Genomic DNA, 13,687 nt, shown 5'->3' with positions numbered 1-13,687 from the left:
AGTGAGATGGTTTAAGACATTAAATCGCAAGATTGTTTTTGTTTCCTTACTGTCCGTGTCCTTGTGGGCCTTGGCTAAGGTTTGGGGGCCGTTCTTTGTTGCGGCGGCGGGGGCGGGTTATGAGCAAACTACCTTAGGAAGCGATTCTGGAAACGAGTATGAGGCCGCACAAAAGCTGGCGAACATGTATCTTGCGCCTGCGCTGAATACGCCGGTGGCGATTTACAGGGCGTTGCGCGACGACTATGTGCGGGTCGTTTACTACGACGGGCAAATCGCTGATTTCAAGATCAAGCGGTGGCCCAGCACGATGCCGGTGGATTTTGACAAAACGGTACCAACCGTGGATACAAAGAGAAAGCCCGCCAGTGGTGGCGGTGGAAAGGATTATTGTAGAAATGGGAAATCCTATACCGACTATCGGACAGGATACTGGGGGGTCGAATCTGACGGGCCGACCTCTGGCCCCCCAGCTCCACTGGTAACAATCACCGTGCGCTGGATTTCCACTGGAGTGCAAACCGTATCCAATGGCTTTCGAAATGATTGTGTTAAATAATTGAAGACGCGCGACAAGGTGATTAAATTGACGAAGCGAAATTACCTGATTGCATTGGTGCTGTCTCTGGCTGCCGGAGGTATATATTTTGCGTCGGCGGGAGATGAGGCCAAGCTTGCCGACTCAAGCCTTGTCGCGATCCAAGGGAAGACTGGCAGTCCTGGAAAGTCGTTACAGACAGATCGGGAAGGTACTGAAGTGCAGGTGCTGCCTTCTCGTGCGGTCTCGCTGAACCCCGCCAAGCGTCCAGTTGACATCATGGAAAGGGCAGTTGCGGCGCAAAAAAGCAGCGATCCGATCGAGGTATATACGGCACTTCAGTTGGCGAGTGAATGCCAAGGCGTGCTGAATATGCAGGAACAGTTTCAGCTCTTCGCGGCGGGCCCCGGCATCAAAACGTTACTTGGGGGGCAATACAGCGAAAGCCGCCGAAAGGCCGTCGAGGCCCTGTTGGGCCGATGTGGAAAATTCATACAAGCCGGTAAGGTTTTTACATCGCGCCTTGTTGTGGCTCTCAAGGGCAGAGGAAAGCAGCTTTCGGAGGATTTTGTGACTGCGCCGAAGGACGAGGTGGAAGTCGGGCGGCGCGGATTGAAGATGATTCAGTCAGGTGAACCGGTGGTCGCGGACATTGGGTTAGCTTCAATACTTCCTGCCGTGAAGATCGTTGCGGTTGAAAGTGATTCTCGAACTGCCCATATTGTGTCCTTGGCGATGCTAGGGGCGGTATGCGACTTTGGGGTCGACTGCTCAAGCGGTGGCGTCAAGATGGCAACGATGTGTGCTCTTTCTGGCATATGTGAAACCGATTGGACGGAATTTTTGCTGGCTGACCTGAGTGAGTCTGAAAAACCGCAATTTTACCGCGCCAAGGAGCAGTATGTTAACTGGCTTAAGACCCTTGACGCGGAAGGGTCTGGGAAGCTTGAATTCAAGCCGAATACGTAGATCTGATCGCGCGCGCCGCGCGGTGTGGGTTTCTGACATGCCTACTACGCGTATGGACGACGGCGCCGAGTGCCTGTCTCCGTAGTCAGACCTGCAAAATCAATTTCCACGAGATTCGCTGACGGGACGGCCACGGCGAGCGGTCATGACGGGCGGAGCAGCGACTGGCGCGATTGAGCGGCATTGGCGCCGAGAACACCGTTGAACCCCGCCATGGCCGCTGCCAGCCCGGCCACCCATACGGCGATCAAGGCCGAATAAACGTGCTTCAGACTGCCGGCCAGCAATTGGCGCCGCAGCGCCCGCAGCAGCCAGCGGATGTTGAAGCCGGCCGCGCACAGCACCGCGTGCAACGCGTCCCCTTCGCTGCCCTTGAGCCAGCACTTGTCCATCCGGTGGTCGTGCTTGGCGTGGCCGATGGTCGGCTCGATGGCCTGCCGGCGCTTGAGCCAGCGCCGCTGCAGCGCATTCAGCGACTTGTACTTGCCCCGGTGGATCAGCTCCACCGGGGCGATGTCGGCATCGACACCGCGATAGCCCAGGTCGACGACGGCCACCTTGGGCTTGACGCCGAGGTCTTGCAGCAAGGTGCTGGTCTGCTCAAGCTGTGCGCTGAGCGTGTGGCCGTCGAAGGGGTTGCCGGGGAAGCTACGGGCGCCCACGATGAGGCCGCTCTTGTGCGCCACGGCCAGGCTGACCTTCACGCCGAACTCGTATGGCCGTCTCGCTTTCCCCTTGGAGATGCATTCGACCTCGGGCGCGTGCAGGGCGTAGAGCTTGTTCTTGTCGTGAGGCCGCTGGCTGCGGATGCGCTCGGCACGTTCCAGCCAGGGCTCGAGCTGGTCCTGTGCGGCCTGCGCCAGCATCGACATCTTGCGCTGCACCTCGCGCAGCAGCACGCCCAGGATCGTGCGCTGGCGGCGCACCACCTGGCGAAGTCGCTTGAACTGCTTGGCATGGGCGTAGCCGCCGGCACGACGGCGCAAGCTCTGGCCCTCACGCTCGTGCGTCATCTTGAGCTTCAGGCCCGCTCGCTTGGCCAGGCGGGCGATCTTGGCCCGTGCAACCTCCAGCAATCGGCTGTCCGTCGGGTGAGCGATGGCCTTTTCCTGGACCGTGGTGTCGACCGTCACGCGCTCCAGTTCGACGGGCTTGACCGCCTTCATCACGACCGCCGCTTCGATGGTGGTCTTGAGCAACTGCTCCACGCCGGCTTCGCCCAGCACGCGTCGGAAGCGACCGAGCTGCGTGGCGTCGCAGGGCAGCTTGCTCTGGTAGTACTCCATGCCGCTGAAAAGCTGCCACACCACGTTCTCGCTCCAGCGTTCGACCACCGATTCGTCGCTCTCGTTGAACGCGTGCTTGAGGTACAGCAGCGAGACCATCAACCGGATCGGCAGGCGCGGCCGACCCGCGCGGCTGACGCCGCCGGCAGCCACCACCCGCGTGGGGCCAAACATGTCAGCGTCCTCGCGGGACTTGCCCATGCGAGCCTTGCGTGCGAACAACGGGGCGAGCGACGCTTCAATCTGCGACCAGGGCATGCGCCGGCCGAGAACTGCGAGCGGGTGGCGGGGATCCACCATGCCATCCAGCCGCGCACGGAAGAAGTCGTCGGTCGCCATCGCCTGCCCTCCAGAACTCCCAGGAATCAATGGCCATTGAATTTGATTCTGGGAGTTCTGACCATCGGCATTCACCCCGCATCACCAGTGTTCATGCGGGTTGCGGGCGTTTTGCAGGGCCGACTCCGTAGTGCGCACCGTAGTGAACACTAGTGCGTTAGTTTGTCGGTGATGGCGCCAGTAGTACCTTTTGTGTGGCGCGTCAGTGGAAGATGTATTTCATACTCGCGTAGGCGAAACGGCCGCGCGGGTCGGTGTAGCTGGGGTCGTAGCCGGACAGGAAGAAATAGGCCTGCTGGGAGAACGGCGGCGACTTGTCGAAGAGGTTCTGCACGCCCGCGCGCAGCGTCAGCGCCTTGGTGGCTTCCCAGCCGGCCGACAGGTTCCACAGCGAGTACGAGCCCACGCGGCGGTCGGTCTTGCCGATGACGTGCTGGTCATCGTAGGCGGACAGGTAGCTGTTGGACAGCGTGGCCGAGAAGGGGCCGTCGTCCCAGTCCAGGGCCAGGTTGTGGCGCCAGCGCTGCACGACGCCGTCGTTGATGAAGACGCCCAGGTTGCTGACGAAGGGATCGCCGTCGCCGGTCTGCTGCTGGGACTTGAGCGTCAGCGTGCCGTTCAGACGCAGGCCGAACTGGCCGAGGCCGGTCTTGAGGTTGCTCAGCGCGATGCCGAGGTCCAGGCCGGAGATCTTCTGCTTGCCGCGGTTTTCCTTGATCAGGTCGATGGTGTCGATCTTGTCGTTGGGCCGGCGGTGCACCAGGCCGCCGTACTTGGCGAGGTTGCCGAGGATGACGTCCACGCCCAGCGTGCTGATGAGATTGGTCTTCTGGATGTTCCAGTAGTCGACGTTGAGGCTGACGCCGCGCCGCGGCTCGAAGACCATGCCCAGGGAGTACTGGCGTGACTTCTCGGGCTTGAGCTTGGCGTTGCTGTAGTTCAGCGTGGTCCAGATGTCGGAACAGTCGGTGACGGTGTTTTCCGGGTCCGCGGCCAGGCAGACCGGGTCCACCAGCGTGGCCGACGAGCCCTGCGTGACGGGGCGGTAGAGGTCGGACAGGCTGGGCGCGCGGAAGCCGCGGCCGACCGAGGCCCGCACCAGCAGCTCCGGCATGGGCACGTACTTCAGCCCGAGCTTGGGGCTGGCCGCGCCGCCGCTGACCTGGTAGTGCTCGTAGCGCAGCGCTGCGTCCAGCTCGAGCTGCTTGGTCACGGGCGCGCTGATCTCGGCGAACGCGGCGCCGACCCTGCGCGACTTGCCGAAGTCCGAGTCCGGGCCTTGCGAGGTCTCGCCGAGGATGAGGTCGTTCTTGAGCGCGTCGGATTGGTGGTAGTCCTGCTTCTCGCGGCGCAGCTCGCCGCCGAAGGCCAGGGCCAGATCGCCGCCGGCCAGCTGGCCGATGGCCTTGGAGGCCTTGAAGTCCAGGCTGTCCATGGTGCCGGTGGCGTGGCGCACCTCGCCGCGGATCTGCGCCTGCTCGTACAGCGCCAGGCCCGTGGCGCTGGACGGCCCGAACGCGTTCAGCGTGCCGGCGGCGAAGCCGTCCATGACCATCTGCTCGTTCAGGTAGCCCTGGTGGTCGCGGTCGGACACCTTGCTGGTGCTGTGGTTCAGCGCCCATTCGTAGTCCCACCCGCCCAGCAGTCCGGTGGTGCCCGCCACGAAGCGGCTGGTCGAGGCCACCAGTTCGCTGGTGCGCAGGCCCGCCTCTGCCAGTCGGGTGCGCACGACGATGATGCGGCGCTTGTCGCCGGCGTCGAACGCGGCCAGGCCGGTGTTCTTCAGCGCGGGCACGAGGGAGACGTCCATCTCGGCGTCGACGCGGTTGGGCGTGCCCGTGTAGTAGGTGCGGGCGCGCGCAACCGCGGCCTCGACGAAGAACTGGTGGCCGGCGCCGAGGTTGAAGATGCCGCGGCCGAAGGCGCTGCTCTTGTTGGACTTCGGGTACAGCTCGATGTCGCGCATGTAGTCGAAGGTGCAGCCGTCCACGCCCCCGATGCCGTCGGGCAGATAGAGGTTGGCCGGCGGGTTGCAGCCGTTGGCCGCCGCGGGGTTGATCGTGTAGCTGCTGATGACGTCGCGGCCATTGGCCTTGAAGCCTTCGGCGATCAGGAGGTCGCGCTGCTCGGAGCCGTCCAGGTTCTGGTCCAGCTTGATGTTGCCCGGAAAGGTGGCGCTGGACAGCAGGTCCGGCAGCCGCCCCGGGATGTCCAGCGCCTTGATGAACTTGCGGCGCGAGGCGTTCAGGCTGCTGGTGGTCTGCACGTCCAGCACGCCGAAGAGGTTGAAGCCGTCGCGGCCGAAGTCGCCCGCGCCGCCCGCCAGCGTCGCGGAGCGCTTGTTGGCGCCGCCGCCCTCGGTCGTGTTGCCGGCCAGGACGTTGAGGTCGATGCCGGAGAAGTCCTTGCGCGTGATGAAGTTGATGACGCCGCCGATGGCGTCGGAGCCGTACAGCGAGGACGCGCCGTCCAGCAGGATCTCCACGCGCTGGATGGCCGCGGCCGGGATGCTGTTCAGGTCCACGCCCGCGGCGTCTCCCGGCGAGGCGAAGTTGGCCATGCGCCGCCCGTTGAGCAGCACGAGGGTGGACGACACGCCCAGGCCGCGCAGGTTGGCCGCGTTGAAGCCCATCTGGTCGCGAAAGCCCCCATAGGCCACGCTGCCGCCGTCGGTGAGGTTGTTGGCGCTCGCGGCCACGCGGGCCACCAGCTCCGCCGCCGTCGTGACACCGGCCTTGTCGATCTCGGCCCGCGTGATGACCTGCACCGGCAGCGCCGTCTCGCCCTCGATGCGCTTGATGGCCGAACCCGTCACCTCGACGCGTTCGAGGGTGCTCTGGGCCTGCGCCTGGGCGGCGCCCAGCAGCATCAGCGTGGCGGCGAGGGCGGTGCGGGAAACGCGGGGTGTCTTCATCGACGGGGCTCCGTTCATGGGTCGCCCGAGTCTAGGCATGGCTTCGTCAGCCGCCTGTCCCCTGCAGGAAGAATCGTCTCGCGCGCGCCACGCCGGCCGTCGTCCCGATTGGGGGCAAAACCGACACGCCGGCTCTGTCATCATGCGCGGTCTGGACCAAGGAGGGTTGTGGGCATGAGGGCATGGATCTGGCGCGTGGGGGCGGCGATGGCCGCGATGGCTGTGGCGATGGGCGCGCAGGCAGCACCGGCGACGGTCGCGCCGGCCGCCAGCGTGCCGCAGGCGCGACAGCCGCGCGCCGCCGCACCCTCCGCTGCGGCGCGCCCGGCCGCGTCCGCGCCGGCCCCGGCCGCCCCGCGGCCCACGCATACCGAGGGCGGGGCCCTGTTGCCCGAGCCCGACTCGACCATCCGCGGCTATGCCGTGCCCATCGGCGGCGCCCTCAAGGCGGACAACGAGGAGGTCTGGCAGCGCATCGTGCAGCTGGCCGGCGGCAAGGGCGCACGCTTCGTCGTTTTCGGCACGGCCAGCGAGGATCCCGAAGCCAGCGCCAAGCAGGTGGTGGACCTGCTGCAGCGCCGCGGCGCCGTGGCCGAGGCGCTGCCGGTGGCGCCGCGCTTCCTGTGGGTGGACCTGAACAAGGTCGTGCGCGATCCGGCCCTCATCGCCAAGGTCAAGGCCGCCAAGGGCATCTTCTTCACGGGCGGCGTGCAGGAGCGCATCGTCGACGTGCTGCAGCCCGGCGGCCAGAGCACGCCCATGCTGGAGGCCATCTGGGAGGTCTACCGCAAGGGCGGCGTCGTGGCCGGTACCTCGGCGGGCGCGGCCATCATGAGCACCATCATGTTCCGCGACGCGCCGAGCGTCGTGAACATCCTCAAGGGGCGCTTCGTCGACGGCAAGCAGGTGGACCGCGGCCTGGGCTTCGTCGGCCCCAACCTGTTCGTCGACCAGCACTTCCTCAAACGCGGCCGGTTCGGCCGCATGATCCCGCTGATGATGGCCAAGGGCTACAAGATCGGACTGGGCGTGGACGAGAACACGGCGGCCATCATCCGCGGCGACGAGATCGAGGTCATTGGCGACCGTGGCTGCATGATCGTCGACCTGACCGAGGCCAGGTCCGATCCGTCGCTCGGCGCCTTCAACGTTCAGGGCGCGCGCCTGTCCTACCTCGAGCATGGCGACCGCTACCACCTGCGGGCCCGCTCCACCACGCCCTCGGCCCCCAAGCTGCGCGGCGATCTGCACGACGCCGAGTCGCCCAACTTCCGCCCCTACTACACCGACGACGTCTTCCACCTCGACATGCTGGGCGACTCGACCATCTCCGGGGCGATGAGCCGGCTGATCGACAGCGTGCGCAAGGAGGTCAAGGGCCTGGCCTTCGACGTGCTGCCGCGCCAGGGCGACCCGCTCGCCGAACTGGGCTTCCTGTTCCGCCTCTACAAGGGGTCCGACTCCCTCGGCTGGAGCACCGAGGAGTTCGGCGGCGAGCAATTCACCGTCGTCAACCTCTACCTGGACATCAGCCCGGTGCGCCTGCCCATGCCCTTGTACGGCGGCTGGACGCCGCCCAGGGCGGCTGCCGCACCGGCCTCGGCGCCGTCCGCACCGGCCTCCTCGCCGCCCTGACGCTCACGGCTTGCAGCGTTTGTTGACGGGCGCTTGCGATTCTTCGGGACCGACCCGCTGTCGCGGCGGGCGCCGAGCTGCCAAGATGCCAGGTTCCTGATTTCCCCACGCCCGGCCGGCCCGCCGGGCTCCCACGCCGATCTTGATTTCCAACGCCCCCACCGGCACCGTCGTCCTCATCGGCGGCGCCCTCCAGGCCGGCAGCGACGCCGTGTGGCAGCGCATCGTCGATGAAGCCGGCGGCCCAGGTGCGCCCATCGCCGTCTTCCCGACGGCGGCCCACGACCCCGAGCGCATCGGCGCCCACATCGTGGCGGCGCTGAACCGCTGCGGCGCCCGTGCCGAGGCCGTGCCGGTGGCGCCCCATCTCGAAGGCGTGGACCTGCAAGCCCGCCTGCACGACCCGGACCTCGTCGCCCGTGTCGCCGCCAGCCGCGCCGTCTTCTTCTCGGGCGGTGCCCAGGAACTCATCGTCGACACCCTGCAGCCGGGAGGCCGAGCGACGGCCATGCTCCAGGCCATAAGCGCCGTCTTCGAGGCCGGCGGCGTCATCGCCGGCACCAGCGCCGGCGCGGCGGTCATGAGCCGGCTGATGTTCCGCGACGCCATGGACAACCTCGCCGTGCTCAAGGGCCAATGGCGCGCCGGCCACGAGTACGACCAGGGCCTGGCCTTCGTCTCTCCTGACCTGCTCGTCGACCAGCATTTTCTCAAGCGCGGGCGCATCGGCCGCCTGCTGCCGGCCATGCGCGCCCTGGGCTACCGGCACGGGCTGGGCGTGGACGAGAACGCGGCGGTGGTCATCAAGGGGGCCGCGCTCGAAGTCATCGGCGGCAGCGGCGCCGTGCTCGTCGACCTGGCCGAGGCGAGCGCCGATGCCGAGCTGCCCGCCTTCAACCTGCGCGGCGCGCGGCTGTCCTACCTCGATGCGGGCGACCGCCACGACCTGGCCAGCGGCGTGACGACACCCTCGCAGCGCAAGCTGCAGGGCAGGCGCGTCGACCCGGCCGCCGCCGGCTTCACGCCCGGCCTGCCGTCCGACCGCTATTTCCTCGACATCCTCGGCGACGGCTGCATCCTCGGCGCCATGACGCAGTTGCTGGACGGCCCCGCCGCCGAGGTCCGGGGCCTCGCCTTCCGCGCCAACCCCCGGGCGGGCGATCCGGCGCCGGAGCTGGGCTTCGAGTTCCAGCTGCGGCGCGGCCCGGGGCTGGTGGGCTGGCAGGCTCAGGCCGTGGGCAGCGACGACTACACGGTGCTGGGCGTCGAGCTGGACGTGGTACCCGTGCGCGTCGCCAACCCCTTGTTCACGCCCTTGGCCGCGCTGCCGCGGCCCGTGGTCGAATCGGTGCTCGCGGGCCGCGGCGGCCCCAAGGAGAACGGCGATGGCGACGGTCAGCGGTGAATTCAGCGTCGGCATGGCGGCCCAGGCCGCGGAGGAGGGCTACCCAGGCGTCGGCCGCATGGTGCTGGACAAGCGCTACGAAGGCGCACTCGACGCCCACGGCGCCGGCCAGATGCTGGCCACGCACGGCAGCGTGGCCGGTTCGGCCGCTTACGTGGCCATCGAGACGGTGACGGGCCGGCTGCAGGGGCGCGAGGGCAGCTTCGCCCTCGTCCACCACGGCCTCATGACGCGTGGTCAGCCGTCGCTGGACATCGGCGTGGTGCCGGACTCGGGCACCGGCGCCCTGGCCGGGCTGACCGGGCGCATGCGCATCCGGGTCGAGGGACACCGGCACTTCTATGATTTCGACTACGACTTGCCGCAAGGCTGAACTGGAGGAGAGGATGATGACCCGCAAGATTTCCCTATTGGCCGCAACGGCCCTGACCCTGCTGGCCGGCGCCGCCCAGGCCACCGACGTGGGCGTGTCCGTCCAGGTCGGACAGCCCGGCTTCTACGGCCGCATCGACATCGGCAACACCGCGCCGCCGCCGGTCGTGGTGGCCCAGCCGGTCTGGGTGCAGCGCCAGCCCGTGCGCGTTGCCCCGGTCTACATGCGCGTGCCGCCGGGCCACCAGAAGCACTGGGACAAGCACTGCGCCGAATACAACGCCTGCAACGTGCCGGTCTACTTCGTCCGCGAGGAGTGGTACCAGCAGCGCTACGGCGACGCGGCCCCGGCGGGCGGCGAGCATGGTGAGGGCCATGGCAAGGGCAAGGGCCACGGCAAAGGCCACGGCAAGGGCCACGACCGCGACTGAAATGAGTTGCCCCCGGCCCAACCCCGCGCGCTGAACGCGCCGCGTGTCTGGTCCGCCCCCCGTGGGGGCGGCGATGCTTGCGGCATCAAGCCGCAAGCATCGCCAGCGCGGGCCGGCTCGGGAGCGGCCCAGCGCTCGGCCCGCAGTTGCCTCGTTTCGTCGGCTGCGTATGGTGCGCAGCATCATGGATAAGCCGGGCCGCGACACAATCGCGGCCATGGCTGACACCGAGATCCGACCCGAAGGCTTCCAACGCGTCAGTGCCGCCCTGGCGGCGCTGGCCCATCCGCACCGGCCCCTGTGGCTCGACGTCGCCGCGCGCACGGCCCAGGAGGCGGCCGACGCGCTGGGCGTCACCCTCGGGCAGATCGCCAAGTCCGTCGTCTTCCGCCGCAAGGCTGACGACTCCGCCGTGCTGGTCATCACCTCGGGCGACCGGCGCGTCGACGAGGGCAAGCTCAAGCCCCATACCGGGCCGCTGGGCCGGGCCGACGCGGACTTCGTCAAGGCGCGTACCGGCTTTTCCATCGGCGGCGTCTCGCCCGCGGGCTTCGCGCCTGTCGATGGCGGGCCATCGCCCCAGCTCTTCATCGACCGCGACCTGTTCCGCTTCGACGTCATCTGGGCGGCGGCAGGACACCCGAACGGCGTGTTCAAGCTGACCCCGGCGGAACTCGAACGGCTCACCGGCGCGCCGGTCATCGACGTCGTGCAGGGTTGACGGCCGTGGCGGCATCTCCCTGCGTCAACGTCTGCCGGATGGACGCCGACAGCGGCTGGTGCCGGGGCTGCGCACGCTCCCTGGACGAGATCGCCGGCTGGGGTGGCGCTTCCGACGAGCGCCAGCGCCACATCCTGGCGCAGCTGCCCGCCCGCCAGGCCGAATTGCGGCGCCGCGGCCTGTGGCTCGACCCGGCGCCCGGCTCGGAGAGCGCGTCATGAAGCGGCTGACCTTCTATTTCGACCCCATCTCGCCCTATGCGGCCCTGGGCTTCGAGGCCCTGCCCGAGGCGCTGGCGGGACACAGCGTCGAGGTCGTCTACCGGCCCATCCTGTTCGCGGCCTTGCTGCAGGCCCTGGGGCAGAAGGGGCCGGCCGAGATCGAGGCCAAGCGGCGCTGGACCTTCCGCCAGGTCGCCTGGCTGGCGCACCGCCAGGGCGTGGTGCTCGACCCGCCGGCCCAGCATCCCTTCAACCCACTGCCGCTGCTGCGCCTGGCCTGGGCCTGTGCGGCGCCGGAGGGTCAGCCGGGCGACACGCCGGGGCGCTGGGTGGCCGAGCAGCTCTTCCACCACGTCTGGCGCGGCGCGGGCGCCGATGCCAACGACCCTGGCCGCCTGACTGAGCTGACCGTGCGGCTCGCCCCCCAGCAGGACCCGTCCAGCGAGGCCGTCAAGCAGCGGCTGCGCACCGAGACGGAGGCGGCCCTGGCCCGTGGCGTGTTCGGCGTGCCCACCATCGAGCTGGACGGCCGCCTGTTCTGGGGCCAGGACGCCCTGCCCATGGTGCGCGCCGCGCTGGAGAACGACCCGTGGTTCCGCAGCGGCATCTGGGAAGACGCCGCCAGGCCGCGCCCCGGCATCGCGCGCCGCCACTGACCGCGGCGTTCGCACGCGCTGCCACGCCACGGCGCCCTGTCGAAACAGGGCTCGGGACTTACCCGTGATGCCCCTCGGGTCTCGCATTGAGAAATGCTGACTGCGGGTTCTTGCGGAGTTTGTCAGCCTCGATTCAGACTGGCGTCAGAACACGGTCAGAGGTCCTCGCAATAGTCACGCCGCAAGGGCTGCGCGGGCGGCCCTACAACAGACGGAGACTTTTCATGGCAACTGCAGCATCCGCAGCGACGCCGATGACGCGCGAGGAGAAGAAGGTCATCTTCGCCTCGTCGCTGGGCACGGTGTTCGAGTGGTACGACTTCTATCTCTACGGCTCGCTGGCGGCCATCATCGCGAAGCAGTTCTTCGCGGGACTGGACCCCCAGGCCGCCTTCATCGCCTCGCTGCTGGCCTTTGCCGCGGGCTTCATCGTGCGACCCTTCGGCGCCCTGGTGTTCGGCCGCCTGGGCGACATGATCGGCCGCAAGTACACCTTCCTGGTCACCATCCTGATCATGGGCCTGTCGACCTTCATCGTCGGCGTGCTCCCCGGCTACGCGACCATCGGCGCGGCGGCCCCCGTCATCCTGATCGGCCTGCGGCTGCTGCAGGGCCTGGCCCTCGGCGGCGAGTACGGCGGCGCGGCCACCTACGTGGCCGAGCATGCGCCGCACGGCAAGCGCGGCGCCTACACGTCCTGGATCCAGACCACCGCGACCCTGGGCCTGTTCCTGTCGCTGATGGTCATCCTCGGCACCCGCACCATGCTGGGCGAGAAGGACTTCGGCGAATGGGGCTGGCGCGTGCCCTTCATCGTCTCCATCCTGCTGCTGGGCATCTCGGTGTGGATCCGGCTGTCGATGAACGAATCGCCCGCCTTCCAGAAGATGAAGGCCGAGGGCAAGACCTCCAAGGCGCCGCTGTCCGAATCCTTCGGTCAGTGGAAGAACCTGAAGATCGTGCTGCTGGCCCTCTTCGGCCTCGTGGCCGGCCAGGGCGTGGTCTGGTACTCCGGCCAGTTCTATGCGCTGTTCTTTCTGACCTCGGTGCTCAAGGTCGACGCCTCGACGGCCAACATCTGGATCGCCATCGCGCTGGTCCTGGGTACGCCCTTCTTCGTCGTGTTCGGCACGCTGTCCGACAAGATCGGCCGCAAGCCCATCATCATGGCTGGCCTGCTGCTCGCGGTGGTGACCTACTTCCCGTTGTTCAAGGCGCTGACCGAGGCGGCCAACCCCGACCTGGCCCGCGCCCAGGCGACCTCCAAGGTCACGCTGACCACCAGCACCGCCACCTGCTCCTTCCAGGGCAGCCCGACGGCGCGTGAGGTGGACTTCACCAGCGCCTGCGACATCGCCAAGCGCGCCCTGGCCCAGTCGTCCGCCAGCTCCGAGACCGTCGAGGCCGCTCCCGGCGCCCCGACCATCGTGCGCGTCGGCGACAAGGAGATCACGGTCCCGACCGCCAGCAAGCTGACCGAGCACAAGTTCGACGAAGCCAGCACCAAGGCCATCGCCGCCTTCAAGAAGGAACTGGGCGATGCGATGAAGGCTGCCGGCTACCCGGCCAAGGCCGATCCGGCCAAGGTCAACGTGCCCATGGTCATCGCCGTGCTGTTCGTGCTCGTCGTCTACGTGACCATGGTCTACGGCCCCATCGCCGCCATGCTCGTGGAGATGTTCCCGACCCGCATCCGCTACACCTCGATGAGCCTGCCGTACCACATCGGCAACGGCTGGTTCGGCGGCCTGCTGCCCTCCATCACCTTCGCGATGGTGGCCCAGAACGGCAACATCTATCACGGCCTCTGGTATCCCATCATCATTTCCGGCATGAGCTTCATCATCGGCATGCTGTTCGTCCGCGAGACCAAGGACGTGGACATCTACGCCAAGGACTGAGCCCCTCGCCCAGTCGAGCCTGGCTGGACGCCGGCTCGTCTGGTCGGTCCCCCGAGGGGACGGCGATGCTTGCGGCATCGAGCCGCAAGCACATCGCCGGCGCGGGCCGGCTTGGGGCGGCCCGGCGCTCGGCCCGAACAGCCCACATCCGAAGGCCGGCATCCGCCGGCCTTTTGCGTTGTGCGCCCAGCATGGGCGCACCCCTACGGGTGCAAGTCCCGTCGTAAGTTGATCACGACGAACGAAGCGAAGCGCAACTGCATGAGGGAGACCGAGTGTGGGAAGGAAGCGTGGAGCGT

Annotated in this window: 12 protein-coding genes; 10 read left to right on the top strand and 2 right to left on the bottom strand. The window is 67.6% G+C overall.

The annotated features are described in order from the left end of the window. Position 1 precedes the first annotated feature (1 nt). Together LXT12_RS00060 and LXT12_RS00055 are read left to right on the top strand one after the other, a co-directional pair. Positions 2–559: a hypothetical protein gene (locus tag LXT12_RS00060; protein WP_233388248.1), complete on the top strand. Its 558-nt coding sequence runs from the start codon at positions 2–4 to the stop codon at positions 557–559. Continuing rightward, positions 560–1,507 carry a hypothetical protein gene (locus tag LXT12_RS00055; RefSeq protein WP_233388246.1) on the top strand — a complete coding sequence of 316 codons (948 nt, stop codon included), beginning with the start codon at positions 560–562 and terminating at the stop codon, positions 1,505–1,507. 143 nt (positions 1,508–1,650) lie between these two features. On the opposite strand, the gene LXT12_RS00050 is transcribed toward LXT12_RS00055, so the two are convergent. Both LXT12_RS00050 and LXT12_RS00045 read right to left on the bottom strand, forming a co-directional pair. Then, positions 1,651–3,132, bottom strand: a complete 1,482-nt coding sequence (locus LXT12_RS00050; RefSeq protein ID WP_233389651.1) for an IS5 family transposase — start codon at positions 3,130–3,132, stop codon at positions 1,651–1,653. A gap of 202 nt (positions 3,133–3,334) precedes the next feature. Beyond that, on the bottom strand, positions 3,335–6,046 hold the full coding sequence (locus tag LXT12_RS00045; protein WP_233388244.1) for a TonB-dependent receptor: 2,712 nt from the start codon (positions 6,044–6,046) through the stop codon (positions 3,335–3,337). Positions 6,047–6,220: 174 nt separating this feature from the next. Here LXT12_RS00045 and LXT12_RS00040 point away from each other — a divergent pair, with 174 nt between their 5' ends. The 8 genes from LXT12_RS00040 (at position 6,221) to LXT12_RS00005 (ending at position 13,388) form a co-directional block, all read left to right on the top strand. Next, a complete protein-coding gene (locus LXT12_RS00040; RefSeq protein ID WP_233388242.1) occupies positions 6,221–7,681 on the top strand; it encodes a cyanophycinase in 1,461 nt (486 codons plus the stop codon). 142 nt (positions 7,682–7,823) lie between these two features. Then, positions 7,824–9,086 (top strand): cyanophycinase, encoded by a 1,263-nt coding sequence (locus tag LXT12_RS00035; protein WP_233388240.1) that lies wholly within the window; start codon positions 7,824–7,826, stop codon positions 9,084–9,086. Beyond that, the gene (locus LXT12_RS00030) at positions 9,067–9,459 is read left to right on the top strand and encodes a DUF3224 domain-containing protein (protein ID WP_233388238.1); all 393 of its coding nucleotides are present in this window, start codon (positions 9,067–9,069) and stop codon (positions 9,457–9,459) included. Before LXT12_RS00035 ends, LXT12_RS00030 begins: the two co-directional genes overlap by 20 nt. A 16-nt stretch (positions 9,460–9,475) precedes the next feature. After that, on the top strand, positions 9,476–9,889 hold the full coding sequence (locus LXT12_RS00025; RefSeq protein ID WP_233388236.1) for a hypothetical protein: 414 nt from the start codon (positions 9,476–9,478) through the stop codon (positions 9,887–9,889). A 217-nt stretch (positions 9,890–10,106) separates the two neighbouring features. Next, positions 10,107–10,610, top strand: coding sequence for a YbaK/EbsC family protein (locus LXT12_RS00020; protein ID WP_233388234.1), 504 nt, complete (start codon positions 10,107–10,109; stop codon positions 10,608–10,610). Positions 10,611–10,615: 5 nt separating this feature from the next. Then, the gene (locus LXT12_RS00015) at positions 10,616–10,831 is read left to right on the top strand and encodes a DUF1289 domain-containing protein (protein WP_419964752.1); all 216 of its coding nucleotides are present in this window, start codon (positions 10,616–10,618) and stop codon (positions 10,829–10,831) included. Further along, complete coding sequence (locus LXT12_RS00010) at positions 10,828–11,487, top strand: 2-hydroxychromene-2-carboxylate isomerase (RefSeq protein ID WP_233388232.1); 660 nt, start codon at positions 10,828–10,830, stop codon at positions 11,485–11,487. The genes LXT12_RS00015 and LXT12_RS00010 overlap by 4 nt, the downstream gene beginning before the upstream one ends. A 224-nt stretch (positions 11,488–11,711) precedes the next feature. Beyond that, a complete protein-coding gene (locus tag LXT12_RS00005; RefSeq protein WP_233388229.1) occupies positions 11,712–13,388 on the top strand; it encodes an MFS transporter in 1,677 nt (558 codons plus the stop codon). The last annotated feature ends 299 nt before the right edge of the window (positions 13,389–13,687 follow it).

The sequence above is a fragment of the Pelomonas caseinilytica genome, from assembly GCF_021353235.1.
Lineage (GTDB): Bacteria > Pseudomonadota > Gammaproteobacteria > Burkholderiales > Burkholderiaceae_C > Pelomonas > Pelomonas caseinilytica.
This window is presented reverse-complemented; position numbering and strand designations above follow the sequence as displayed.